Here is a 24,709-nt window from a genome sequence, read left to right as displayed (position 1 = left end):
GCTGCGATCTTTTCCCCAGACACTTGAATCTCAAGCGAAAGATCAAAAGATCGCAGCCTCCGGCAGCTCCTACAGGGCACAGGCCAGCGGGACCAAGCCTGCGTGCCGGCGCCGTGGAGCTGTGTAGGAGCTGTCGAGTGCAACGAGGCTGCGATCTTTCCCCCAACACTTGAATCTCAAGCGAAAGATCAAAAGATCGCAGCCTTCGGCAGCGCCTACAGGGCACAGGCCAGCGGGACCAAGCTCCCTCGCCACAGGGGAGCGGGTCGGCTTGCGACTGGGTCAGATCTTGAAGCTGTCCACCAATTGCTTCAGACGGTTGGCCTGCTGCGACAAGGCATCGCAATCCTTCAGGGTTTCATTGAGGTTGGCCACGCTTTGCTGGTTCAGCAGGTTGATGTGGCTGACATCCATGTTGAGGGTTTCAACCACAGCAGTCTGCTCTTCGGTCGCCGCGGCCACCGACTGGTTCATGCCGTCGATCTCGCCGATACGCTGCGTCACGCTGACCAGTCGCAGGCCGGCCTGGTTGGCCACTTCCACGCTCTCTTCGCTGGACGTCTGGCTGGCGTTCATCGTGGACACCGCTTCACGGGAGCCAACCTGCAGCGAGGTGATCATCTTGTGGATTTCTTCCGCCGACTCCTGAGTACGGTGCGCCAGGTTGCGTACTTCATCGGCCACCACCGCAAAACCACGGCCGGCTTCACCGGCACGGGCCGCTTCGATGGCCGCGTTCAGGGCCAGCAGGTTGGTTTGCTGGGAGATGCCCTTGATCACGTCCAGGATGTGGCCGATGTTGTCGGTGCTGGCGTTCAGGGTTTCGATCTGGGTGCACGAAAGGCTGATCTTCTGCGACAGCTCGGTCATGGCCTGGATGGTTTTTTCCACCACCTGGCGACCGTCGTCGGCCTGCTCGCTGGCGCCGCTGGCATGTTGCGAGGCATCGGCGGCATTGCGGGCGATTTCCTGGGTCGCGGCGCCCAACTGGTTGATGGCCGCGGCCACGCTGTTGGTGCGGGCGCTCTGCTCATCCGAGCCGACGAGCGAAGCGTTGGACGAGGTCATCACCCGTTGCGACAGGTCATGCACCTGGCGGGTGGCGGAAGACACTTCCGAGATCGACGCGTGAATCCGCTCCACGAACTGGTTGAACGAGCCACCCAACACCGCGAATTCATCCTTGCCCTGCACCACCAGGCGCCGGGTCAGGTCGCCTTCGCCCTGGGCGATGTCCTGCATGGCGCGGCCCATGGTGGTCAATGGACGCATCAGCACCTGGATCAGCAGGCTCAGCAGCACCGCAATGGCCGACACCGCGACAAACATCGCAATCAGCGCAGACGTACGGAACTGGCTCAACGGCGCGTAGGCCTTGGCCTTGTCGATCGACAAACCGATGTACCACTCGGCGTTCGGCAGGCCGGTGATTGGGGTGAACGAAAGAATGCGGTCCTGCCCGTTCAGCTCAACCTCCTGGATACCCTTGCCGATGCGCACCGGGGTGCCGGGGTAGATGTCCTTGAGGTTTTTCATCACCTGGTCTTTATCCGGGCTGACGATCACCTGACCGTCGCCGCTGACCAGGAAGGCATGGCCGATGCCACCGAAATCCACGGAGTTGATGATTTTCACCAGGGTTTCCAGGCTCAGGTCGCCGCCCACCACGCCGAGCAGTTCGCCGTTGTGCTTCACCGGCAGGGCTACGGTCACCACCAGGCCACCCACCGCTGCCATATAAGGCGGGGTCAGCATGGTTTTATCGGCGGTCACCGCCTGTTTGTACCAAGGGCGCTGACGCGGGTCGTAGCCGTCAGGCATTTTGGCGTCCGGGCGCTGGGTGAAGACACCGTTGGCCTGGCCTACATAAGTGAACTGGAAGTTCGAGGTCAGTGCCGGCTGATCGACCAGCCCCGGCAGATCGGCCGCAGCGCCCTGGTGCGCGATGTTTTGCGCCAGGTTTTCCAACACCAGTATCCGGCCACTCATCCAGTTCTGGATGCTGCTGGCCGTCAGGTCGCCAGACTGCTCAATGGACGATTCAAGGCTGCTGCCAATGGTGTTGCGCTGCAAATAGTCGTTGTAAAGCGTGAACAGGGCAAAAGCCAGGACTACCACACCGGAGGCGGCCAGGAGGATTTTGTGACTGAACTTTAGATTCATCGATGAGGCTTCTTATGCAAGGAGTGGGGATGCATTCCAGGTTTGCAACGTTTCATGTAACAGCACGAGCGGTTGTCATTGCGCTCCACTTTGGTGCACGCATACCAGTCTGTCGGCATACCGGTACAAATAATTAGGGATTCGAAGAAATAGGCGACGAGAGGACACGGCGAGCGAACGGTGGTTGCAAATTCGCCGACGGCTGATGACAATGCGACCTATTATCATTTGTAACATCCAGGCCGTCGCGTCCATGTCATCTCCCGAGTTTGCAGTACAGGCGCTCTACAGCCGTCATCACGGCTGGCTCAATACGTGGCTGCGCACCCGGCTGGGCAACGCCGCCGATGCCGCGGACCTGGCCCAGGACACCTTCGTGCGCCTGTTGCAGCGTAGCGAACGCCTGGAACTTCGAGCCCCACGCGCCTTTTTGCGCACCATCGCCCAAGGCCTGGTGATCGACCATTGGCGTCGAGCAGAAATCGAACGCGCTTACCTGGAAACCATAGCTCACCTGCCGGAAGCCGAAACCCCTGGCGCTGAAGCCCAGGCCCTGATCCTGGAACTGCTCGAAGCGATTGCCAGGATGCTCGAAGGCCTCAAGCCAAAAGTGCGCAGGGCCTTTCTGTTGGCCCAGTGCGAAGGCCTGACGTACAAGCAGATTGCCGAACAGATGGGCATCTCGTTGCGCTCGGTGGAGCGCTACGTCGCCGATGCGCTGTACCACTGCTATGTGCTGCGCTATGAACGCTGAGCCGGCGGATCACTTGCAGAGCCGACGCAACGGCCCGTCGCAACAGGTGGTCAGGCAGGCGATCAATTGGCTGCTGCGCCTGCGCAATCACACCTCTCACCCGACCCTGCGCCAACAGTGCGACACCTGGCGCGCCGCCCACCCGGAACACGAACTGGCCTGGCAACGGGTGCAAGCGCTGCACAGCGAATTGACCTCCAACCTGCGGGCATTGCCCGGTGCCCATGTCGCCCTGGATACCCTGGAAAACAGTGCCCAGCGCCTCAACCGGCGCCAGGCACTGAAGTTGTTGTCGGGCGTCGCACTGGTGGGCTGCGCGGCATGGCTGGGCAAGGACCTGGGCTGGCAGCCGTGGCGTGCCGATTTCGCCACCGGCACGGGTGAACGACGAGGTTTCCAACTGCCGGACGGCACGCGACTCGAGCTCAATACCCACAGCGCCGCCGACCTGGATTTCAGCGCCCGGCAGCGCCTGATTACCCTGGCTCGCGGCGAGATCAGGGTCACCTGTGGCCGCGACCCGGAGCGCCCGCTGCGGGTACGAGGCCGGCATGGTCTGTTCGAAGGGCTGGAGGGGCGCTTCGTCGTGCGCCAGGACAGCGACTGCACACGCTTGAGCGTCACCAGCGGCCGGGTGGTTATCCGTTCGCACCCAAACAGCGATGGCACGCCCCTCCAGGTCGAAGCCGGGCAAAGCTACCTGATCAGCGCATCGACAGCGACCCTGGCACCGCCGCTGGACATGGACGCAGGCGCCTGGGTCGACGGGCTGATCGTCACGCGCAACATGCGCCTGGAAGACTTTATCAACGAGGTAGGACGCTACCGCCCAGGCTATTTGAACTGCGCGGCGTCGATTGCCGACCTGCGCTTGTCGGGGGTTTTCCGCTTGGAGGACACCGACAAATTGCTCGCCGTCCTGCCACGCACGCTCCCGGTGCAGCTCCGTTATCGAACCCGTTGGTGGATCACGGTGGAACGCCTGGCTTGATTTTTTTGGCGGGTTTCACGCCGGCGTCCGGCTAGGACAGTAAGCAACCCTTATCTGCCTTCGGCGACTGCAACGGAACCCACAATGACTGAGCGCGTACTTCCCAAGAACCCCTTCGGCCTCTCTGCGCAACCGGGCCTGTTGCGCCAGGCGATCCATGCCGCGCTGTTCTCCACGGCGCTGGGGGTCAGTGTCGTGCCGATGCTCGCGGTCGCCGCACAAAGCAGCGTGACCGCCGGCCCTCAGAGCTACAACATCACCCCCGGCCCACTGAGCGATGTACTGAATCAGTTCGCCCGCCAGGCAGGGATCACCCTGGCAAGCACGCCAGCGCAAACCGGCGGTGTCCAGTCCCCGGGGCTCAAGGGTCAATACTCGCCCGACCAGGCCCTGAGCCAGTTGCTCAGTGGCTCGGGACTGGTTGCCGTCAGCCAGGATGGCAGCAGCTACGTGCTGCAAACCCAGACCGTTGGCAGCACGCTGGAACTGCCGACCACCAACATCAAGGGCTTCGCCCTGGGTAACGCCCTGGGCAGCATGGAAGGCTACAACGCCACCCACAGCCAGATCGCCACCAAGACCAGTACCGCCCTGCGCGAAACGTCCCAGAGCGTGTCCGTGGTCACCCGCGAGCAAATGGACGATCAGGGCGCGCAAACCGTGTCCCAGGCCATGCGCTACACCCCTGGCGTGCTGACCAACCCCTATGGCGCGACCCACCGCTACGACTACGTGGCGATGCGCGGCTTCAACGACGGCTCGGTGGATAACATCTACCTCGACGGTCTCAAGTCCATGGGCGACAGCGGCACCTACAGTTCCATGCAGGTCGATCCGTATTTCCTGGAGCGGGTCGACATTCTCAAGGGCCCGTCCTCGGTGCTCTACGGCCGCAGTTCGCCCGGCGGCCTGGTGGCGCTCACCAGCAAGAAGCCGCAGTACGAGGCCTATCACCAGATCCATGCCACGGTCGGCACCCAGGGCCAACGCGGCATGGGTTTGGACTTTACCGGCCCCGTGGATGACGACAAACGCATCACCTATCGGTTGATCGGCCTGGCGGACAGCTCCGACACCCAGTTCGACCACAACAAGGAAAAACGCTTCGCCCTCGCGCCCACGGTGAACATCGATTTCAGCGAGGACACCTCGCTGACGCTGCAAGCCTACCTGCAACATGACCCCGACGGCGGCTACCACGGTGGCATGCCGGCCGACGGCACCTTGCATCAGCGCAACGGCCGGCGGATCTCCGAAAACTTCTTCGAAGGCGAACCGGGCGTCGACGGTTACGAGCGCGACCAACAGTCGTTCGGCTACCAATTCGAGCACCGTTTCAACGATGTCTTCACCGCCCGGCAGAACTTCCGTTACCTGGATTCCAAAGTCACCAACGATCAGGTCTACGCCTATGGCTGGACTACGCCCACCAGCAACGAGCTGAACCGCTATTACACCGGCGCCGAAGAAAAGCTCCATTCCTTCATCGTCGACAACATGCTGCAAGCCGAATTCTTCACCGGCGCGACCAAGCACACCGTACTGATGGGGGCTGACTACCAGCGGCGCAAAACCGTGGTCGACTGGACCAGCGGCAGCCTGGCGCCGATCAATGCCTTCGACCCGACCTACGGCAACTCGGCCATCACCTACTTCAGCCCCACCAGCTACCTGCGGCGCCTGGAGCAGACCGGTGTGTACCTGCAAGACCTGATCGAGATGGACAAATGGCGATTCTCCCTCGGCCTGCGCCAGGACTGGGTCGAGACCTCGGACGAAAACCGCATCGCCGAATTCGGCCGCCCACAAGGCACCGAGATCAACGACAAACGCACCAAGCTCACCGGCCGCGCCGGGGCGCTGTACCTGTTCGACAATGGCCTGGCGCCGTACATCAGCTACTCCGAGTCGTTCAACCCCAACTCCTACGCCGACAGCGCCGGCAACCCGCTGCCGCCCACCGATGGCAAGCAATGGGAACTGGGCCTGAAGTACCAGCCACCGGGCACCGATGACCTGTACACCGCCTCGCTGTTTCGCATCGACCAGGAAAACCTGGCAACCAAACTGCCCCAGGAAAACTTCTACCGCGCCGTCGGGGCCGTGCGCTCCCAAGGCCTGGAACTGGAAGCGCACCTGCAGTTGACCGAACAATTCAAAGTGCTGGGCAGCTACACCTTCACCGACATCGAATATTCGAAATCGATGATCAGCACCTTGAGCACCGCCACCGACATCATCGAAAACAAGGGCAACTCACCGACCCAGGCCCCACGCCACATGGCGTCGGTCTGGGCTGACTACAAGTTCGACAGCGGCGCCCTCGACGGCCTGCGCCTGGGTGGCGGTGTGCGCTATGTCGGCTACAGCTGGGCCGATGCGGAGAACACCATGAAGGTGCCGTCCTACACGTTGTTCGATGCGTCGGTGGGGTATGACCTGGGCAAGGTCGGCTTGAAGGGCGTGGATGTACGCCTGAACGCAAACAACCTGACCAACGAAAGCTACGTCGCCTCGTGCGCCAGCCTGAGCTATTGCTACATGGGTGAAGAGCGCAATGTGGCAGCGACGGTGAGTTACCAGTTCTAACCTGTTCCCGGTCTTGACGCATACCATTGTGGCGAGGGAGTCGCCGACGCTGCGCTGTCGCGCAGGGAACAGGTCTTGTGGCGAGGGGATTTATCCCCGCTGGGCTGCGCAGCGGCCCCCAACCAGACAACTCGGTGTGCCAGTAAGATCGAGGTCGTTGCTTTTGGGGCTGCTGCGCAGCCCAGCGGGGATAAATCCCCTCGCCACACGGGAATAGCGGTCCAACTGAGTCACATTGCAGTTTTTTGAAAAGCACTTTAAAAACATGGTGTTGCAATTTGTTCCATGAGAGCTTGCTCCCGCTGGGCTCTGTAGGAGCTGGCGAAGGCTCGGGCCGCGTTCGGACGATCTTTTGATCTTTCGCTTGGGATTCAAGTGTCTGGGGAAAGATCGCAGCCTCGTTGCACTCGACAGCTCCTACATAGGTCCTACACGGCTCTTACACAGCTCCTGCAGGACCGGCGGGAGCTTTCTCCCGCACCTCACCCTCTTCGCGCACAAACCGGTTCGCCCGTCCAAACGTACCGAAATCATTGAACCGCACACCCATCTCGCGCATCACCTCATGGGCCACCGGCACCGTCAATTGGCGAATGTAGAACGGCTCCTTCACCACGAAATGGTGAATACCGTGGCTGCTGCCGAAGTTGAAGCAGAACGCTTGCAACGGCCATAGCCACCAGGGGTTGAGCACCTGGGTCTGCTGGATGACATTGCCCGGGTCGATGTCGCCGTAGTAGTGCATGTTCGAGCTGATGAAGTGCAGGCAAAAGGTGCGCAGCACGTTCGGGCCGATGATCACCACCGCGGCGATGTCGATCACCTGCATCGTCGCCAGCGTGGTGGCCGACCAGTCAATCGACGTACCCAGCAGGCTGGCAATACCGTTGGCCCCATGAAATCCCAGGAACACATACCAGGCGCCCCAGTGCAGCAACGCCAGTGGGAAATACACCTTCAGCGTGCGCTTGAGGATGCTGCGCTTGTGCGCCCAGCTCTTGGCCCGCAGCAGGCGGATGAAGGCCGACATCACGTTATCGCCGACCATCAGCAACCGCGCCAATCCCCAGGGTTCGCCGTTGGTGATGGCCCGTTCCTCCATGTCGGCCTCGCTGCCGGACACCTTGTGATGGTTGAGGTGCAGGTGGCGGCGGATCCACGGATTGATCGTGCTCGGCCGCGCCAGCCACACCAGGCCCATCATCAAATTGTGGGGCAGGCGCTGCTTGCGAAAATACATGCTGTGGATCAGGTCGTGTTCCAACTCGTGGGTCAGCGAAGCGAAAAACGCGTTGAGCAACAGGCACGCCCACCCGGCCAGGTAACCATTGATGTAGAGCAGCGCCGAACCGATCATCCCGGCCAGGGCGAACGCCAGGATGCCCGCGCCCAACGCATCCTGGTGGCGCAGGATCGGATAGCGCCGCCGCAACTCTTCGCCCCGGGCCAGGACCACCTGGCGAATATGGGCCGATCGTTGTTGTGCATTCAATCGCTCGGGGCTTGCGCAAGTGCCGTGCATGGCTTACATCCTCTGTTAGAGATGTGCTCATCCTGCCGGGCGTTGTCCCCTGGGGTGGTAGCCGTAAACGCCAACCTGTTGACCGCAAGCGCCAATCGTCATGACTGAACCGACTTCCCTCGCCAGCTGGACCCGCGCCCTGCGCAAACAGCTCGATGCGCTGGGCCTGGACAGCCATGCCCTGTGCGTAGAAGCCGGCCTCGACCCGCAATGGATGGACGACCCGAATGCCCGTTACCCGCTCTCGGCCACCACGCGCCTGTGGGCATTGGCCGTGCAGGCCAGCGGCGACCCGGCCATCGGCCTGCGGGTGTCGCGCTTCGTCAGCCCCACCACGTTTCATGCGCTGGGTTATGCCCTGGTGGCCAGCGGCAGCCTGCGGGAAGTGTTCGAGCGGATCGTGCGCTATCACCCGGTGGTCAGCGATGCCTTGACCCTCCAGCTGATCCGCGCCGGGGACCGTTATCGCTTCAGCCTCGAGGTGCCGCCGGGCCGACCGGCGCCAGCCTTTGAAGCCATCGATGCGTTCGCGGCGATTTACGTGCGCACCTGCCGCAATCGCCTCGGCCGTGATTACGCACCGCTGGCGGTGTACCTGCGGCGCCCGGAACCCGCGGACCCCAGCCCCTGGCACAAGGTGTTCCGCTCGCCAGTGCATTTTGGCGCCGACCAGGATCGCCTGGAGTTCAACCTCGCCGATTTCGACAGCCACCTGGACGACGCCAACCCGGAACTGGCCGAACACAACGAAACCGTGCTCGAACGCACCCTCGCCCAGCTCAAGCCGCTGACCTGGGAGCGCAAGGTACGCGCGGCCATCGAGGCCCAACTGCCCGAAGGCGAACCCAGCGCCGAACGCATCGCCCAAGCCATGCACCTGAGCCTGCGCAGCCTGCAACGGCACCTGGCCGACGAAGGCTGCCGCTTCGACGCACTGCTCAACGAGTGCCGGGAGAATCTGGCGCTGCTGCATCTGCGTGATCCGAATTGCTCGCTGAGCGAAGTCAGTTATCTGCTGGGCTTTGCCGATGCCAGCAGCTTCAGCCGCGCCTTCAAGCGCTGGACCGGGATGACGCCGGGGCAGTTTCGGGATGGGTTGCGCTAGGGGCTTTGCAGCGCCTGGGCGGGCCCTATCGCCCAGACAATCCAAGACCCGTGGCGAGGGCGCTTGCTCCCGCTCGACCCGTAGGAGCTGTCGAGCGGAGCGAGGCTGCGATCTTTCCCCTGACGCTTGAATCTCAAGCGAAAGATCAAAAGATCAAAAGATCAAAAGATCAAAAGATCGTCCGAACGCGGCCCGAGCCTTCGGCAGCTCCTACAGCGCAGGCCAGCGGGAGCAAGCTCGCGCCCACCTGTTTCAGGGCGTGGTCAACGCCCGCAACCGCTCGATGTCGACGATTTCTATCTCGCCATACCCCAGGTGAAGAATGCCCTGGGCCTGCAGGTCCTTGAGGATTTGGTTGGTGGTCTGGCGTGACAGCGCGAGCATCAGCGCCAGTTGTTCCTGGGGCAGTTGCAGGACCCGTCGGGCCGGTTCGATTTCGCCGTAGCCCTCGGCGATCATCAGCAGGCGGTAGGCCACGCGGGCCGGGGCGGGCATCAGGCTCAGGTGCTCCAGGTTGATGAAGGTCAGGCGCAGTTTGTGGCTCATCAATAATGCGAGATGCCGCCAGTAGATCGGCTGCTCTTGCAGCAATGCCAGCAACGGCGCCTGGGGCACGTGCAGCAGCGTACATTGACCGACGACCACCGCATCATGCGTGCGCGGCTGGCCATCGAACAGGCAGATTTCACCGAACCAGTGGGGCGCCTCCACCACGCTCAGCAGCGCCTCCTTGCCCTGTTCGTTCACTGCTCCAACACGCACCGCGCCTTCCAGCAGGGCATACAGCCCGCACGGTGGATCGCCGCGCTGGAACAGCCGATGACCCGGCGTCAGGCGGCGCACCCGCGCCATGCCCAGCAGACTATTCTGAAACTCAGCAGGCAGATGGCTGTACCAGTGGCCGGCCATCAGGTGTGAGTGCCAGGGATGCGAATTCATGGGAACTCCGGGACAAGTGTCGGCTAACTGACAGAACGCCTTGTGGTACCTGGGCATCATGCAAGCATCACCTCAGGAGGAACAACAATGAAAAGCCTCGTCGATCATCTCAGTCAATACGCCGCCTATCATCGCGACCCGCGCAACATCGCCAGCCATTTCATCGGCATTCCGCTGATCTTCGTCGCCGTCGCCGTGCTGCTGTCGCGGCCAGGCTGGCAGGTAGGTGCGGTCCTGGTGTCGCCAGCGCTGCTGGTGGCCGTGGCCAGTGCCTGGTTCTACTTGCGCCTGGAGTTGCGCCTGGGGGTGCTGATGACGGTGTTGCTGGGCCTGGCGCTATGGCTGGGCCAGGTGCTCGCCGCGCAAAGCACCTGGGTATGGCTGGGCAGTGGCCTGGGGATGTTCGTGGTGGGTTGGGTGATCCAGTTTGTCGGCCACTATTACGAAGGCCGCAAGCCGGCGTTCGTCGACGACCTCACCGGGCTGATTGTCGGGCCGCTGTTTGTGGTGGTGGAGGCAGGCTTTCTGCTGGGGCTTCGCGGCGAACTGAAGCGGGCCATCGAAGAGCGCGTCGGGCCCGTAGCCTTGCGCCACCAGCGCTCGGTCGCCTGAACACAACGCACCACCAGCCTCCCCCTGTTGGAGCGAACCTGTGGGAATGAACTTGTGGGAGCAAGGCTTGCCCGCGATAGCATCGCCTCGGTCTATCAGCTACACCGAGGTGTTTGCATCGCGGGCAAGCCTTGCTCCCACAGGTTCGCTCCCACAGGGTGTTGGACCATTACCACTCAAGCGTTACAGCGCACCAAACTCGACCCGTATCGTCAGCGCGCCGGTGTTATCTTTCAAGCCAGACCCGTGCTGCCCGGTCAGGTCATCGTTGATGCACAGTTGCAGTTCCCCTTGCTCGTTGCCCGGAACCTGTCCCAGATCACCCACCAGGAACGGCTTGCCACCATTGCCCACGCGACCGATCAAGGCGCCTTCGGCGGCACCGGGCAAGGCATAGCTGCTGTAGTCGATGTGCCTCGAACCGCCATTTCCATCGACATTGCCGCCCTGCGGGCTGGCACACCAGAGCCCGCTGACGTAGCGAACCAGGCGCGGGACCAACCCGTTGACCTGCACGCCGGTGCCCTGCCAGGCGATGGTGGATTGGACCTGCATCGTCACCGCCTTCAGGTCGTTGGCCACAGTGTCCCCGGCCCGGAACGACAGCGCTGCAATCGTCAGGCTCGGGTTCGAAGTGCCGGTGCTGGGAAAGACGCCGTCGCCCACCAGGAACAGGTTCTTGTGGTCCCAACTGCGCTGGTCCTTGTCCACCACCGACTTGGCCGGATCATCGCCCATGCGATAGGTGCCCATCAGGTGCCCGGCGCCCTGGAAGCTGTAATCCTCTTCTTTGTACCTGAAAGTCCCTTGGCCAATCGGCACCGTCAGCTCCACGGCACCAAGCAGGTCCTTGATGATATGGCTCGCCAGTATCTTCGCCTGCCTGAAACCTTCCTTGGTGTAATCGGACAGGTCGTAGTGGATTTCCGGCCGGAGAATGCCGAGCCCGTCCGTGAGTTTGTCCGTCGAGGGCACGATGTAGCTATTGGACCGGTCGGGATCCTTCTCTACCTGCTCCACCAAAAAGCCGATCCGAAACTGGCGGATGAACAAATCGTTGAGCCGTTGAATCAGCGCCGTGCCGTAAAGCGCCTCAGTGGGCGGCGGCGGGTTCTCTTTCGATGGCAACGGGTTGGTGCAGCTTTTGTTCTTCCCGTCGATAAAATCGGCCACGGTGACGTAAGGGTCGCCCACCGGCCAGTTCCAGCCCTCGTTGCCGATTTCGATGCGCCACGCCGCTCGCTGGCTGCGAAAATCGCCGTCACGCAGGCTCTCGATGCCCGCCGTGGACACCGGGCCCCTGTACGGAAATACCGTCTTGCCTTCCGGCATCAGCCCCCATGCCAGGTAAATCGGGTGGTCGGACAAACTGCGTCCCACTTGCCCACTGCTGTTGGCCACGCCATCGGGCCAGGCCGGGGTCTTGGAATTGAGCAACAATTTAGGGGTTTCGATGGCATGGGCCGCGATCACGTAACGCTGCCCGATGGCCACGCCAGTGCCCGTCTGCGGCCCCTCGCCAAGCTGGTATTGAATGAATTCGATACCATTGATGTTCTTGTCCGGGCCCACGGTCACTTTGCTGGCCACGGTCCGGTACATGACCCGGACCTTGCCGGTGTTCAGGGCCTTGTTCAGGGTCACCGTCGCGTCGTACTTGGCCTGGATCGGGCAGATCGGCGTGCAGTTGGTATTGCCGGCACACACCCGGCGCCCGGCGTAGGGCTGGGAGTTGCGTCCAGCCGGGGTCGGGCTGACCACCAGCGGCAAACCGTCGAACGTCTGCCCGGTCACGGCGCCGACAAAACTGCCATCGACCAACGACAACGGAATGCTGTGCATCGGGAATGAATAACCCTCGGGAAAGGTCATGCCCAGGTAGGCCTGGTCGGCGACATTGGCCGACACGCCGATTTCCGCCTCGGCCCGGCAATAAGCGCTTTGCAGATCGTCGTAACCGATCGGCCAATCCACCCCGACGCCGTACTTGCTCTTGAGGCGAAAATCGTTCGGCACCATGCGCAGGCACGTCCCGACCCAATGCCAGGTCGTGCCGCCGCCCACCCGTTCATAGGTGCTGTTGAAGGGCAGCGGGCCCTTCTGCACCAGGTAGCTGGTTTTCGGCTCTTTCCAGCCAAGGATCAGGTCGGCGATGGTCGCCCGAGGGGCATTTTCCTTGCTCGGGTCACGCGGCGAGTCCAGGGACGACACCGGAGGATAAGGGGACTCCGGGGTTTTCAAGGTGGCCGTGTAGAAGCGTTCCAGATATTGCGCGCGGTTGGCCGGGATCTCCGGGCCCGATTCGAGCACCAGCACATCCACGCCCGCCATGGCCAACTGATAAGCGATGATGCTGCCCGCCAGCCCCGCGCCAACGATGATCACCTCGGCTTGTTCGGTACTCATGACGAAGCTCCTTGCCCGTTGGCGGGCACGCCAGTGTAGTCCTCAAGGCTCGGTGGCGTGGTGTTCCAATAGCCGAAAAACATCTCGCTGTAGCCCATGGGATGGGCCTGGGCGATTTTCCAGGCCCAGCTCTGGATGTACGCCTGGTCGGACACCACCGTCGAATCGGTCGATTTGTAGCTGCCGGTGGCATAGGGCTGATACCAGACCCCCAGCAACCACAGCTTCATGATCGAACGCGCGGCTTGGGCCGCTTGCGTGACGGCCGGTCGCGATCCGTCCATCAGCACCGCCTTGGCGATCTGGTCAGGCGGCATGTGGTCGGCCACCAGCGTGGCGTACTGAGTCAGCAGCGCGTTGAGCACCTCAGGGGTGATACGCGGGGTGATGAATGCGAGAAAAGTCGGCGGCAAACCCACCTGGTCGATCGCCGGTGCCAGCCGATCGGTAGGAATGCCGGTCAAGGCCGATGACAGGCCTACAAAATTGTCCAGATCACTGCTCATGGTTGACTCCTTGTCCGCCAGTGGACTGTGCGCGTTCGAGCAAATAGGTGAAATCCGCGAAGCTGGTACGCGGGGACTCGGTGACATGGGTGGCCGCATTGCCATGGCAGGCCATGCAACTGGAAGACGCCTGGGGCACCGTGCCCTGGATGTAGGTCTCCAGCGTGGCGTTGGCCAGGAACAACGGCGCGGGGCTGCCCAGCGGGTTGGCGGCCGATACCTGGCAGTTCTTGGGTGGGTCTGACGGCCACTGGGTGCTGATCAGTTGATAGTTCGCCCAGACGCTCTGCGGGTTCACCGTACGCAGCAGGCTTTGATACGTAGCGTTCAGTTTTTTGGTGGCCTCGGTCAGCGGCACGTCCCGCACGATTTGCGAGGGCGTCGCCTTCACGGCCGGGTTCCATGGCCGTGGCGGCGGCTGGTTGATGTCGCTGTTGCTGGCAGCGTTATAGAACAGATAAGGCCCCGTCCGCTGGGCAACAGGCGTGGTTTTTTCCGGCACGTTTTTCACATGCTCAAAGGTTGACCAGACCCATTGCGCGGCGCTGGCAGTCTTATGGACCATGTGCAACCCCACCAACCCGACCGGCTCGGACACGCATGACTCCTCGACGATCGGCCCATGGCTCGGATCGTTGTTGCCCGGGGTGTAGACCAGCGCATCGACAGTGTGAAAATCCTGCCGGTTGTCGTTGGGGCCCAACACTTTCCACGACGCCTTCACCATCACCGCACCGACCTGTTTGGTCTCGGTGGAACCACAGCTGAACGCCACGGCGTTGGTCGGCTTGGCGGCGAAAAACTTCTGCTGCCCTTCGATGCTGTACAGGCCGTTGTCGACGATACCGTTGAACATCGATTGGTTGACCACGATTTCGTTGCGCGTGTAAGTGCCGTTCTGGTCCACCAGCGGGCCGCTCTCGAAGGGCTGGATAAATTCATCCAGCACATCGGGCACCTTGCCCATCTGCTGCAACAGGCGACCGGGCTTGAGCGACTTGCACGCCTCAGGCAGGGTCGCCGGGGCGTTCCAGGGCAGCGGGGCCTGGCCCTTGGCCCGGAAAATCTGGTAGCTCTCTTTCCAGCTTTCCCACACGGTGGCGCCATCCTGCTTGCCGATGGAGGTGCCGGTATTGGGATCGCCGTTATCCAGCGCTGGCCAGTTCAGGGCAATGAAGGTCTGCCACGACAGGTCATCGAAATTGGCTTGCAGGCTGACCAGTGAAACGGGCTTGGTTACCGTGACATCGAAGGGTATCTGGGGGGACAACGAGGGGGAGGCGCTGGCGGTCGGGGCCAGCAAGACGCTTAACAATGCACAGCCAAGCGGGCCATGCCGACTGACTTCCATTCTCATACTCATCTCCTTGGCATCAGGCGCCAGGAGATCACACCGGTCCGTCATTGGACTCTTACTGCCTCCTGGCAAGTCAGAGTCTAGGTAGGGTTTGAGATGGGAAAAGGTGTTGCAGTAGAACCAATCGAAGCAAGGTTGGGTGGGGTTATTCAGATTCGGATCGGTGTCAGTGGGGACGCCATCGCGAGCAAGCTCCCACAATGGATCTCCATATGTTCACAAAATATGTGTTCACTGAAGCTCTACTGTGGGAGCGAGCTTGCTCGCGATGCTTTTTGCTTTAGAGGTTGGCAACTTTCTGCCAGACCTTCGGCTTGAAGAACAACGTCTCGCCCTTCGCCAGGCCCACCAGGCTGTCGTGATCCTTCACCACTTGCGCTTCGATCAGTTCGCTCTGGCCTTCCACCTTCAGGGTCACCCGGGTGGTGGCGCCGAGCGGACGGATGTCGCGCACTTCGGCGGCATGGTGGTCTTCCAGCTCCGAACGCGACAGCGAAACTTCGTGAGGGCGGAACAGAACATGCCGGTCCTCACCCAAGTGCAGGCGGTTCGAATCGCCGAGGAAGTGATACACAAAGTCACTGGCCGGGTTTTCGTAGACCTCGCCAGGCGAGCCGATCTGCTCGATCACGCCTTTGTTCATCACCACGATCCGGTCGGCGACTTCCATGGCCTCTTCCTGGTCGTGGGTCACGAACACCGAGGTCAGGTTGATGTCTTCGTGCAGCCGCGCCAGCCAGCGGCGCAGTTCCTTGCGGACCTTGGCGTCGAGGGCGCCGAACGGTTCATCCAGCAGCAACACCTTGGGCTCCACCGCCAGGGCGCGGGCCAGTGCGATACGCTGGCGCTGGCCGCCAGACAGTTGCTCCGGGTAGCGGTCGGCGAGCCAATCCAGTTGCACCATGTTCAACAGCTCATGGACCTTGGTCGCGATCTGGCTTTCGTTCGGACGCTGGTGCTTGGGCTTCATGCGCAGGCCGAAGGCAACGTTGTCGAACACCGTCATGTGGCGGAACAAGGCGTAGTGCTGGAACACGAAACCGACGTTGCGATCGCGCACGTCGTGGCCGGACACGTCCTCGCCGTGGAACACGATGTTGCCTTGGTCCGGGGTTTCGAGGCCGGCGATGATCCGAAGCAGCGTGGTCTTGCCGCAGCCCGACGGGCCCAGCAGCGCCACCAGCTCGCCGCTCTGGATGTCCAGGCTGATGTCGTCCAGGGCCTTGAAGGCGTGGAAATTCTTACTGACGTTACGAACTTCGATCGACATGACTTATTCCTCCGCGGCGCTGGCGCGCAGGCGGTTGATTCGGTTTTCGCTCCACTGCTTGAGCAGCAGGATCAAGAGCGCCAGGATCAGCAACAGGCTCGCCACAGCGAACGCGGCCACGTGGTTGTATTCGTTGTAGAGGATCTCGACGTGCAGCGGCAGGGTGTTGGTCACCCCGCGAATGTGCCCGGACACCACCGACACCGCACCGAACTCACCCATGGCCCGGGCGGTACACAGCACCACGCCGTAGATCAGGCCCCACTTGATGTTCGGCACGGTGATATGCCAGAACATCTGCCAGCCATTGGCGCCGAGCAAGCGCGCGGCCTCTTCTTCCTGGGTGCCCTGCTCCTGCATCAGCGGGATAAGCTCACGGGCCACGAACGGTACGGTGACGAAGATGGTCGCCAGGACGATCCCCGGCAGCGCAAACACGATCTGGATGTCGTGATCCGACAGCCACGGCCCGAACAGGCCCTGGGCGCCGAACATCAGCACGTAGACCAGGCCCGCGATCACCGGCGACACCGAGAACGGCAGGTCGATCAGCGTCACCAGCATGCTCTTGCCACGGAATGAATATTTGCTCACGCACCACGCGGCACTGACGCCGAACACCAGGTTCAGCGGCACCGAGATCAGCACGGCAACTACCGTGAGCTTCAACGCCGACAGTGCATCGGGCTCGAAGATCGCCGTGAAGAACGCCCCCAGCCCGAGCTTCAGGCCCTGGGACACCACGATGAACAACGGCAACAGCAGAAACAGCGCAAAAATCAGCCAGCCGAAGCCGATCAGCACGCGCCGCGACGTTGCACTGCCGCGACGGGCAGCGTTGGTGGAGGCCGCGCAAATAGACGATTGGGACATGTTCGCGCCTCCTTAAGGGGTTTCGATGCGCCGCTGCAGCAGGTTGATCAGCAGCAACAGGACGAAGGAAACCACCAGCATCAGCACGCCGATGGAGGTGGCGCCGGTGTAGTCGTATTGGTCGAGCTTGACCATGATCAGCAGCGGCAGGATCTCGGTTTTCATCGGCATGTTGCCGGCGATGAAAATCACCGAACCGTACTCGCCCACGCCACGGGCAAAAGCCAGGGCGAAACCGGTCAACCAGGCCGGCAACAACGCCGGCACGAGGATGTGGCGGAACACCTGCCACGGCTTGGCGCCCAGGCAAGCGGCGGCTTCTTCGACTTCACGGGGAATATCGGCCAGCACCGGCTGCACCGTGCGCACCACGAACGGCAGCGTCACGAAGGTCAGCGCCAGGGTAATGCCCAGCGGCGTATAAGCGATCTTGAAGCCCAGGTCAGTGGCGAACTGGCCGACCAGGCCGGTCGGCGCATACAACGCCGTCAGCGCAATACCGGCCACGGCGGTGGGCAGGGCGAACGGCAGGTCGATCATCGCGTCGATGATCTTGCGGCCGGGGAACGTATAGCGCACCAGCACCCAGGCCAACAGCGTACCGATCACACCGTTGATGATGGCGGCGAACAGCGCGGTGCCGAAACTGAGTTTCAAGGCCGCCAGCACCCGCGGCGCCGAAATGATCGCCCAGAATTGTTCCCAGGTGAGTTGAGCGGCATGCACGAACATGGCCGCCAGCGGTATGAGCACAATCAGACTGAGGTACACCAGGGTGTAGCCCAGCGTCAGCCCGAAGCCGGGTATGACGGGGGATATGCGACGCGACATAAAGGTCCTTGGTTAAAAACACTAAACATGGAAGCAAACCTTGCTCCCACAAAATCCTCTCACCACACATTCGGTGTCCGGCTTTAGCTTTGTTTCAGCTCACTGCGCCTGATATATCTGGTCGAACACACCGCCATCGTTGAAGAATTTCGGCTGGGCGCTTTTCCAGCCGCCGAAGTCCTTGTCGATGGTCACCAGGTCCAGCTTTGGAAACTGCCGGGCGTACTTGGCGGCCACGTCCTTGTCCCGTGGACGATAGAAGTTCTTCGCGGCGATTTCCTGGCCGGCCGGGCTGTACAGGTGCTTGAGGTAGGCTTCGGCGATCTCCAGGTTGCCCTTTTTCTCGGCATTCTTGTCCACCACCGCCACGGGCGGTTCGGCGAGGATCGACAGCGACGGCACGACGATGTCGAACTTGTCCGCGCCGCCGTCCTCTTTCAGCGCCAGGAAGGCTTCGTTTTCCCAGGCCAGCAACACGTCGCCCTGACCGTTGTTGACGAAGGTAATGGTCGAGCCACGGGCGCCGGTGTCGAGGATCGGCACGCGCTTGAACAACGCCTGCACGTATTGCTTGGCCTTGGCTTCGTCGCCCCCGTTGGCCTTCAGGCCGTAGGCCCAGGCGGCGAGGAAGTTCCAGCGCGCACCGCCGGAAGTCTTCGGGTTCGGGGTGATGACCGACACGTCATTCTTGATCAGGTCGCCCCAATCCTTGATGCCCTTGGGATTGCCCTTGCGCACCAGGAACACGATGGTGGACGTGTAGGGCGTGCTGGCTTCCGGCAGGCGTGTTTGCCAGTCGGTCGGCAGGGACTTGCCCAGCTTGGCGATTTCATCGATGTCGCCGGCCAGGGCCAGGGTCACCACATCGGCCCGCAGACCATCGATCACCGCCCGACCTTGCTTGCCCGAACCACCGTGGGACTGCTGGATCTTCACGCTGTCGTCCGGGTGCGTTTTCTTCCAGAAACTGGCGAATTCGGCGTTGTAATCCTGATACAGCTCGCGGGTCGGGTCGTAGGACACATTGAGCAGCTCGTAATCCTTGGCGACGGCGGAACCTGCAAAAACACCACTGGCCAGCGCGGCCAGGGCATAACGACGAATGAACGACATGGTGAAAGCTCCTGGAATTCTGGTTTTTATGGCTTCGAAATCGTTGTGGTCCTGAAAAGATCGCAGCCTTCGGCAGCTCCTACGCCTAGCCCCCAGTAGGAGCTGCCGAAGGCTGCGATCTTTTTGGCTTTCTCAAGACGGCTTATGACTGGGTTGTTGCAGCCGGAATTTTTCCTTGCGTTCGATCTGGACCACCTGTGCGTTGTGCACGGTGATTTCCACCGCCCCAAAACGCAGATCGCGCAAGGCGCTCTGGATCTCGCGCAAGATGGTTGCTTCGTCCTGGCCGTCAACGCTACGTAGAGATGCGCTCATGCTGCTGCTCCTTGAATGAATACCTGGCAGTGGGCGGCACTGCTTGCGGCGTGGGAGCAATACTAGATAAGCGCGGATATTCTTAAAAAGACTATTTGAGAATTTTTATATAACCAAAATTACATGAAGTAGTCGATGTCCTACGGCAGGGGTGACTGGGAGCTTTTTCCCTGCCAAACCCTCGGATATTTCCTTCAAAACGCCGGGCTGTTCATGAACTAGGCAGCGCTCTATGGCGCGGCTAACCTCTGTTCGTCATCGCAAAAAACGGTGACACGGACGTGCAAGTCCGGATTGGTACGCAATTGATCATGGCTATTGACCGAGCATTTTTTTATGCTCGCGTCCGTTATGGCAATTGTGCGTGGGAGACCTTCGGGTCTGCCGGCGGTACCGGACCGGTCTTGCACACCTACGCACAGTTGCCACCTCTTCGAATGCAAGCGAAAGGATGTCGACCCCAACTCTGGTACATAAAGTATGGTCAAGCATTCACCGAATCCGCCGCAAAGCGGCCACAAATCCCGCGTCCAAGCGCAGGAAGAAAAAAAGCTCGATGACGCCGCCACCCGCGCCCTCGACTACTACCTCAAACCCAAGCCCGCCTCACCGCCCGAACCCGATAAAAACCAACTCTTCATCGTGTCCCCCCACATCGACACCGAAACCCTGCTCGCCAACGCCTCCGAAGACCTACTGTCCATCAGCACCATCGCCGCCGACCTGGCTGACGACGTCGATGACTCACGCCGCTGCGTCGCCCTGGCGATCAGCCGCATGGCCGATGGGGTGCAGTTGTTGGTCGAGCGGGCGTTGGATCATTTGGAAACCAAGGAGATGGCGGCGCCTGGGGCCAAGGTGTAACGCTTGCATTGATGCAGGCTGGGCTTACGCCATCGCGAGCAAGCTTTGCTCCCACAGGTCCTGCTCCAACAGATCTGACGGGTGTACGACCGGGAGAGCCAGGCCGGCTACTAGGCCGCCTCGCGAGCAAGCTTTGCTCCCACAGGTCCTGCTCAAACAGATATCTGATGGGTGTACGACCGGGAGAGCCAGGTCGGCTGTCAGGCCGCCTCGCGAGCAAGCTTTGCTCCCACAGGTCCTGCTCAAACAGATCTGACGGGTGTACGACCGGGTGAGCCAGGCCGGCTACTAGGCCGCCTCGCGAGCAAGCTTTGCTCCCACAGGTCCTGCTCAAACAGATCTGACGGGTGTACGACCGGGAGAGCCAGGCCGGCTACTAGGCCGCCTCGCGAGCAAGCTTTGCTCCCACAGGTCCTGCTCAAACAGATCTGACGGGTGTACGACCGGGCGAGCCAGGCCGGCTACTAGGCCGCCTCGCGGTGGACGTTGATCTCGGGCGCCCCGTTAACCACGATGGCCGAACGCAGGCATTGTGGAGTGGGCATCCCGGCATGGATGCCGGGATAGCCGCGCTGGGCCCAGAGTGTGTAAAAACAAATAAAACATCGTCGGCACGTAGTGCCGACAGGTGTTGGCCAATTGATTAAAACCTAAAGCGCTCTTGTAGCTCCAAACGGCCCCTACAAGCGCTAGCAAGGCTCCGTAGGCTTGATTAACGGGGCAAAACGGCAGGTTTCAGGCCGCCAGCGCTTTCATCAGACCCTGCGCACCAAGGATTTTCATCACCCTTTTCCAATTGTAAGCGAGTACATTCAAGCTCATTTCGGTGCTTACCCCAGCCAGCCGCCGCGTCAAAAAATGCGTCGCCCCCATCCATTGCTTCAGCGTCCCGAAGGGGTGCTCGACCGTTCGCTTGCGGATGCTCATCATCTGCGGCTCATTGTTCAGGCGGACCTGCATTTCCTCCAGTACCGCCTCATGTTCCCAGCGCCGAATCTTCCGCTCTCTGGCCGGTGTGCATTGCGCCTTTATCGAACAGGCCTGGCAGTTGGAGTGCCAGTAAACGTCCAGCTTCTTGCCCTTGTCGACATAAGAGTTGCGCCAGATCAGCACTTGCTTGGCGGGGCAGACGTACACATTTTTGTCCGCGTCGTAAATAAACTCGTCATTACCGAAACGGCCATCAAATTTGGCCCGCGAACTCAGCGTTTTCGGCACATAAGCGGTGATCCCTGTCTCGTGACAGGCCAGGATTTCTCTGCTTTTGTAATACCCTCGGTCCGCTACCACCGACAACGATTCGATTTGCATCGCCTCACGGGCCTGCTGGGCCATCGAGCTAAGCTGATCACGGTCGTGACCGACATTGGTCACCTCGTGCGCGACAATCAAATGGTGTTTGGTATCGACTGCTGTCTGCACGTTGTAGCCCACGATGCCATGACCGCTCGTCATCATCATCGAGCGCGCGTCCGGGTCGGTCAGCGAGATCTGTTTGTCCGGCGATGCTTCAAGCTGTATTTCAATCGCATGGAGCGCCTTCATCTGCTCCTTCAATTTGGCGATCTTCTCTTCCAGGCCGCCTTTGGGCCCTGAAGACTTGGGCTCTTGCCGATCAGCCTCATCCAGCGCCTTCAGATAACGGGCAATGCTTGATTCGATCTCTTCCATCCGGCGCTTCAGCTTGGCGCTGGTGAAGTTGCGGTCGCGGTGGTTCACCGCCTTGAATTTACTGCCATCGATGGCAACGAAATGTTCCGAGAAAAGCCCCAGTTGTTGACACAGCACGACGAACTGCCGACAGACTCCTCGAATGGCCTTTGAGTTGTCTTTGCGGAAGTTGGCGATGGTCTTGAAATCCGGCATCAGGCGACCGGTCAGCCACATCAACTCGACGTTGCGCTGCGCCTCGCACTCAAGACGCCGGCTTGACTGGATACGGTTGAGATAGCCGTAGATGTAGATTTTCAGCATGACTGCAGGGTGATAAGCCGGTCGGCCCGTTTTAGCGGGGACAGCGCTTTCAAAACCCAAGGTGATCAGGTCGAGTTCATCCACGAAGACATCGACAACGCGCACCGGATTGGTATCGCTGACGTAGTCGTCCAAGCTCTCGGGGAGCAAGGTAGTTTGATCTCGATGTTCACCTTGGATGAAGCGTTTCATGGGCAGCCCTTGCAATGAAGTCCTGGGGAAATCATAGCAAGGGTTGGCTTCAGGGTTTTGACACACTCTGGGCCATGGATGGCCCTTCGCGGCGGGCCCACGGAGCAATGCCGGAGTGAGGGCACACCGAGCCTAAGCGAGGTGCCGAGTGGTGGGGCAAAGCCTTTTTGGTTACTTTTTTGGCGTCTGAAAAAAGTGACCCGCCGTAAGGGCGGAACCGCCAGTAGCCGTTACCGCAGCAACGGATATGCACTCGACCAACATCAATACCCCTGACGATCAAGCAATAACCGGCACCCGATCCCAATCCAACAGCGCCGCCGCCACGGGCCGGCCAAACCAGTAACCCTGCCCCAGCTCACAAGCCTGGCCAAGCAAAAATGCCGCCTGCTCACGCTGCTCGATGCCCTCGGCGTGCACCTGCATACCCATGCTATGGGCCAGAGCAATGATCACCCGGACGATCGCCGCATCATCCTCATCCCACGGCAACCCCGCGACAAAACCCTGGTCGATCTTGAGCTTCTGCACCGGCAAACGCTTGAGCCGCAGCAGCGACGAATAACCCGTGCCAAAATCATCGATGGCCAGGCGCACGCCCAACTCTCGCAGGCGATGCATCTGCTCCAGCGCCACTTCCGGGTCTTCCATCACCGCGCTTTCCGTCACTTCCAGTTCCAGGCAGGCCGGGTCCAGGCCCGTGTCGTGCAACACCTGGGCGACCTGCTCATACAACTCGCGACGGGCAAACAACCGACTCGAAACGTTGACGGCAACAAACGACAGCGCCACGCCGGCCTGCTGCCACTGGCACATCTGCCGGCAGGCCTGGTCCATGACCCAGGCGTCGACCTGGGCAATCAGGCCGGTACGCTCAGCGATGGGAATGAACTCAGCCGGCGACACCAGCCCTCGCGTGGGGTGCTCCCATCGCACCAGCGCCTCGACCCCGATCAGACGACTGGTCGCCAGGTCGTGGACCGGCTGATAGTGAACGCGCAACTCCTGCTGCTGCAGCGCCCGACGCAGTTCGGAGGCAATCTCGACCCGCTGCTGGGCGTGGGCCGTGAGTTCTTCGGTGTACAAGGCGTAGCCGTCGCGTCCGGCGCTCTTGGCCTTGAACAACGCCGAATCGGCATTGCGCAGCAACTGCCCGGCGCTCAGAGCATCGCCGGGAAACAGGCTGATGCCGATGCTGGCATTGATGAACAATGCGTGGTCATCGAACCGCAGGGGCTCTTTCAACGCGTCGAGGATGCGCCGGGCCAACGCCGCGGCCTGGCCTGGCTGCGAGCAATTTTCCACCAGCACCGCAAATTCGTCGCCCCCCAACCGGGCCAGGGTCACCCCCGGCGTAAAAAGCCCACGGAACCGCTCGGCCACGCCTTTGAGCAACTCATCGCCGACGTTGTGACCCAGGCTGTCATTGATGTTCTTGAAGTGATCCAGGTCCAGCAGCAACAGGGCGCAGCCACGCTTGTGCAACTGCGCCGACGCCAGGGCCTGCTCGGTGCGATCGGAAAACAGCAGGCGGTTGGGCAAGCCTGTCAACGGGTCGTGATGGGCCAGGTAGGCCAGTTCGTGCTCGGAGTCCTTGATGGCGCTGATGTCGGAAAACACTGCGACATAATGGCTGACTTGGTCGTTATCGTCGCGAATGACGCGTATCGTCTGCCATTGCGGGTAGATCTCTCCACTTTTACGCCGGTTCCAGATCTCGCCGCTCCATTCGCCCTGGCTGGCCAGGGAGGCAAACATGTCGCGGTAGAACTCCGGCCCATGGCGACCGGACTTGAACAGGTTGGGGCGCTGGCCCAGCACTTCGTCCCGCACATAACCGGTGATCGCCATGAAAGCCCGGTTCACGTGCACGATCAGGCCCTGGCGGTCCGTTACCAACACCCCTTCACGGGTGCAATCGAAGACGGCGGCAGCCTGGCGCAGGCGCTCTCGATCGGCGCCAGGCTCGGCCTTGCCGAAAAAACGCGAGATCCGCGCTCGCGCCAGGAAGACCAACCCGGCGCTGAGCAGGATCCAGGCATAACCGTTGATCAATAACCAATGCTGCCTGTCGGAAAATTGATCGAAGAAACTGCTCGATAAATAACCAATCAGTTGCAGCCATATGACTGACAGCACGAGGTAAAGCAGCGCTACGCGCATGGCACTGCGTTGATAGGCGGTCATTCAGCCATCCATGTCCCTACAAAGAGGTAGGGATTATAGAGGAAGAAACATCCAGCCACTCTTATCTGAAAGGCCGACTGGTTTTATCTGTAGGTCTGGGGATAATGCAACGGCAGTTTCTATTTTTATCGAGGGCCCTACAGCCT

19 protein-coding genes and 1 pseudogene are annotated in these 24,709 nt (G+C 61.1%); 6 read left to right on the top strand and 14 right to left on the bottom strand.

Going from position 1 to position 24,709, the window contains the following annotated elements; all coding sequences use genetic code 11:
- Positions 1-282 precede the first annotated feature (282 nt).
- Complete coding sequence (locus GFU70_RS28960; protein ID WP_411829956.1) at positions 283-1,068, bottom strand: methyl-accepting chemotaxis protein; 786 nt, start codon at positions 1,066-1,068, stop codon at positions 283-285.
- A 69-nt stretch (positions 1,069-1,137) separates the two neighbouring features.
- Positions 1,138-2,163, bottom strand: a pseudogene (locus GFU70_RS28955) (cache domain-containing protein); the annotation flags it as partial.
- 253 nt (positions 2,164-2,416) lie between these two features.
- On the opposite strand from GFU70_RS28955, the gene GFU70_RS01195 reads away from it, so the two are divergent.
- From GFU70_RS01195 to GFU70_RS01185, 3 genes are all read left to right on the top strand, one after another.
- Positions 2,417-2,917: a sigma-70 family RNA polymerase sigma factor gene (locus tag GFU70_RS01195; protein ID WP_058545669.1), complete on the top strand. Its 501-nt coding sequence runs from the start codon at positions 2,417-2,419 to the stop codon at positions 2,915-2,917.
- On the top strand, positions 2,907-3,908 hold the full coding sequence (locus tag GFU70_RS01190) for a FecR domain-containing protein (protein ID WP_058545668.1): 1,002 nt from the start codon (positions 2,907-2,909) through the stop codon (positions 3,906-3,908). The genes GFU70_RS01195 and GFU70_RS01190 overlap by 11 nt, the downstream gene beginning before the upstream one ends.
- An 84-nt stretch (positions 3,909-3,992) precedes the next feature.
- Positions 3,993-6,497, top strand: coding sequence for a TonB-dependent siderophore receptor (locus tag GFU70_RS01185; RefSeq protein WP_153387476.1), 2,505 nt, complete (start codon positions 3,993-3,995; stop codon positions 6,495-6,497).
- A 439-nt stretch (positions 6,498-6,936) separates the two neighbouring features.
- Here the strand turns inward: GFU70_RS01185 and GFU70_RS01180 are convergent, their stop codons facing one another.
- Positions 6,937-8,019, bottom strand: a complete 1,083-nt coding sequence (locus GFU70_RS01180) for a fatty acid desaturase (RefSeq protein WP_116643443.1) — start codon at positions 8,017-8,019, stop codon at positions 6,937-6,939.
- 100 nt (positions 8,020-8,119) lie between these two features.
- Between GFU70_RS01180 and GFU70_RS01175 the strand changes: the two genes are divergently transcribed.
- Entirely contained in the window at positions 8,120-9,124 is a 1,005-nt protein-coding gene (locus tag GFU70_RS01175) for an AraC family transcriptional regulator (protein WP_116643444.1), read from the top strand.
- A gap of 252 nt (positions 9,125-9,376) precedes the next feature.
- Here the strand turns inward: GFU70_RS01175 and GFU70_RS01170 are convergent, their stop codons facing one another.
- On the bottom strand, positions 9,377-10,063 hold the full coding sequence (locus GFU70_RS01170) for a Crp/Fnr family transcriptional regulator (RefSeq protein WP_058545664.1): 687 nt from the start codon (positions 10,061-10,063) through the stop codon (positions 9,377-9,379).
- 87 nt (positions 10,064-10,150) lie between these two features.
- On the opposite strand from GFU70_RS01170, the gene GFU70_RS01165 reads away from it, so the two are divergent.
- Entirely contained in the window at positions 10,151-10,675 is a 525-nt protein-coding gene (locus GFU70_RS01165; protein WP_153387475.1) for a DUF962 domain-containing protein, read from the top strand.
- 183 nt (positions 10,676-10,858) lie between these two features.
- On the opposite strand, the gene GFU70_RS01160 is transcribed toward GFU70_RS01165, so the two are convergent.
- The 8 genes from GFU70_RS01160 to oscA form a co-directional block, all read right to left on the bottom strand.
- Positions 10,859-13,081 carry a GMC oxidoreductase gene (locus GFU70_RS01160; RefSeq protein WP_116643447.1) on the bottom strand — a complete coding sequence of 741 codons (2,223 nt, stop codon included), beginning with the start codon at positions 13,079-13,081 and terminating at the stop codon, positions 10,859-10,861.
- A complete protein-coding gene (locus GFU70_RS01155; protein ID WP_058545661.1) occupies positions 13,078-13,587 on the bottom strand; it encodes a hypothetical protein in 510 nt (169 codons plus the stop codon). Before GFU70_RS01155 ends, GFU70_RS01160 begins: the two co-directional genes overlap by 4 nt.
- Positions 13,577-14,944: a cytochrome C gene (locus GFU70_RS01150; protein WP_153387474.1), complete on the bottom strand. Its 1,368-nt coding sequence runs from the start codon at positions 14,942-14,944 to the stop codon at positions 13,577-13,579. The genes GFU70_RS01155 and GFU70_RS01150 overlap by 11 nt, the downstream gene beginning before the upstream one ends.
- A gap of 280 nt (positions 14,945-15,224) precedes the next feature.
- A complete protein-coding gene (locus tag GFU70_RS01145) occupies positions 15,225-16,214 on the bottom strand; it encodes a sulfate/molybdate ABC transporter ATP-binding protein (RefSeq protein ID WP_153387473.1) in 990 nt (329 codons plus the stop codon).
- 3 nt (positions 16,215-16,217) lie between these two features.
- Positions 16,218-17,087 carry a sulfate ABC transporter permease subunit CysW gene (gene cysW, locus GFU70_RS01140; protein WP_153387472.1) on the bottom strand — a complete coding sequence of 290 codons (870 nt, stop codon included), beginning with the start codon at positions 17,085-17,087 and terminating at the stop codon, positions 16,218-16,220.
- A 12-nt stretch (positions 17,088-17,099) separates the two neighbouring features.
- Positions 17,100-17,918 (bottom strand): sulfate ABC transporter permease subunit CysT, encoded by an 819-nt coding sequence (cysT, locus tag GFU70_RS01135; RefSeq protein WP_116643450.1) that lies wholly within the window; start codon positions 17,916-17,918, stop codon positions 17,100-17,102.
- Between the two features lie 99 nt (positions 17,919-18,017).
- A complete protein-coding gene (locus GFU70_RS01130) occupies positions 18,018-19,031 on the bottom strand; it encodes a sulfate ABC transporter substrate-binding protein (RefSeq protein ID WP_058546452.1) in 1,014 nt (337 codons plus the stop codon).
- Between the two features lie 132 nt (positions 19,032-19,163).
- Complete coding sequence (oscA, locus tag GFU70_RS01125; RefSeq protein ID WP_003186967.1) at positions 19,164-19,346, bottom strand: sulfur starvation response protein OscA; 183 nt, start codon at positions 19,344-19,346, stop codon at positions 19,164-19,166.
- Positions 19,347-19,826: 480 nt separating this feature from the next.
- Here oscA and GFU70_RS01120 point away from each other — a divergent pair, with 480 nt between their 5' ends.
- Positions 19,827-20,210: a DUF6124 family protein gene (locus tag GFU70_RS01120; RefSeq protein WP_058546451.1), complete on the top strand. Its 384-nt coding sequence runs from the start codon at positions 19,827-19,829 to the stop codon at positions 20,208-20,210.
- A gap of 735 nt (positions 20,211-20,945) precedes the next feature.
- Here the strand turns inward: GFU70_RS01120 and GFU70_RS01115 are convergent.
- Positions 20,946-22,376 carry an IS1182 family transposase gene (locus tag GFU70_RS01115; protein ID WP_153388958.1) on the bottom strand — a complete coding sequence of 477 codons (1,431 nt, stop codon included), beginning with the start codon at positions 22,374-22,376 and terminating at the stop codon, positions 20,946-20,948.
- A 279-nt stretch (positions 22,377-22,655) separates the two neighbouring features.
- Complete coding sequence (gene dibA, locus GFU70_RS01110; RefSeq protein ID WP_116643454.1) at positions 22,656-24,563, bottom strand: phosphodiesterase DibA; 1,908 nt, start codon at positions 24,561-24,563, stop codon at positions 22,656-22,658.
- Positions 24,564-24,709 lie beyond the last annotated feature (146 nt).

This window comes from Pseudomonas brassicacearum (assembly GCF_009601685.2).
Classification (GTDB): Bacteria; Pseudomonadota; Gammaproteobacteria; order Pseudomonadales; family Pseudomonadaceae; genus Aquipseudomonas; species Aquipseudomonas kilonensis_B.
Note: the sequence above shows the minus strand (reverse complement) of the source record. Positions and strands in the feature narration are given on the sequence as shown.

What these genes read in the sequence shown, in the direction of transcription:
- GFU70_RS28960 (WP_411829956.1), bottom strand. Translation starts at nt 1,068, where the DNA reads ATGACCTCGTCCAACGCTTCGCTCGTCGGCTCGGATGAGCAGAGCGCC.
- GFU70_RS01195 (WP_058545669.1), top strand. Translation starts at nt 2,417, where the DNA reads ATGTCATCTCCCGAGTTTGCAGTACAGGCGCTCTACAGCCGTCATCAC.
- GFU70_RS01190 (WP_058545668.1), top strand. Translation starts at nt 2,907, where the DNA reads ATGAACGCTGAGCCGGCGGATCACTTGCAGAGCCGACGCAACGGCCCG.
- GFU70_RS01185 (WP_153387476.1), top strand. Translation starts at nt 3,993, where the DNA reads ATGACTGAGCGCGTACTTCCCAAGAACCCCTTCGGCCTCTCTGCGCAA.
- GFU70_RS01180 (WP_116643443.1), bottom strand. Translation starts at nt 8,019, where the DNA reads ATGCACGGCACTTGCGCAAGCCCCGAGCGATTGAATGCACAACAACGA.
- GFU70_RS01175 (WP_116643444.1), top strand. Translation starts at nt 8,120, where the DNA reads ATGACTGAACCGACTTCCCTCGCCAGCTGGACCCGCGCCCTGCGCAAA.
- GFU70_RS01170 (WP_058545664.1), bottom strand. Translation starts at nt 10,063, where the DNA reads ATGAATTCGCATCCCTGGCACTCACACCTGATGGCCGGCCACTGGTAC.
- GFU70_RS01165 (WP_153387475.1), top strand. Translation starts at nt 10,151, where the DNA reads ATGAAAAGCCTCGTCGATCATCTCAGTCAATACGCCGCCTATCATCGC.
- GFU70_RS01160 (WP_116643447.1), bottom strand. Translation starts at nt 13,081, where the DNA reads ATGAGTACCGAACAAGCCGAGGTGATCATCGTTGGCGCGGGGCTGGCG.
- GFU70_RS01155 (WP_058545661.1), bottom strand. Translation starts at nt 13,587, where the DNA reads ATGAGCAGTGATCTGGACAATTTTGTAGGCCTGTCATCGGCCTTGACC.
- GFU70_RS01150 (WP_153387474.1), bottom strand. Translation starts at nt 14,944, where the DNA reads ATGAGAATGGAAGTCAGTCGGCATGGCCCGCTTGGCTGTGCATTGTTA.
- GFU70_RS01145 (WP_153387473.1), bottom strand. Translation starts at nt 16,214, where the DNA reads ATGTCGATCGAAGTTCGTAACGTCAGTAAGAATTTCCACGCCTTCAAG.
- cysW (WP_153387472.1), bottom strand. Translation starts at nt 17,087, where the DNA reads ATGTCCCAATCGTCTATTTGCGCGGCCTCCACCAACGCTGCCCGTCGC.
- cysT (WP_116643450.1), bottom strand. Translation starts at nt 17,918, where the DNA reads ATGTCGCGTCGCATATCCCCCGTCATACCCGGCTTCGGGCTGACGCTG.
- GFU70_RS01130 (WP_058546452.1), bottom strand. Translation starts at nt 19,031, where the DNA reads ATGTCGTTCATTCGTCGTTATGCCCTGGCCGCGCTGGCCAGTGGTGTT.
- oscA (WP_003186967.1), bottom strand. Translation starts at nt 19,346, where the DNA reads ATGAGCGCATCTCTACGTAGCGTTGACGGCCAGGACGAAGCAACCATC.
- GFU70_RS01120 (WP_058546451.1), top strand. Translation starts at nt 19,827, where the DNA reads ATGGTCAAGCATTCACCGAATCCGCCGCAAAGCGGCCACAAATCCCGC.
- GFU70_RS01115 (WP_153388958.1), bottom strand. Translation starts at nt 22,376, where the DNA reads ATGAAACGCTTCATCCAAGGTGAACATCGAGATCAAACTACCTTGCTC.
- dibA (WP_116643454.1), bottom strand. Translation starts at nt 24,563, where the DNA reads ATGACCGCCTATCAACGCAGTGCCATGCGCGTAGCGCTGCTTTACCTC.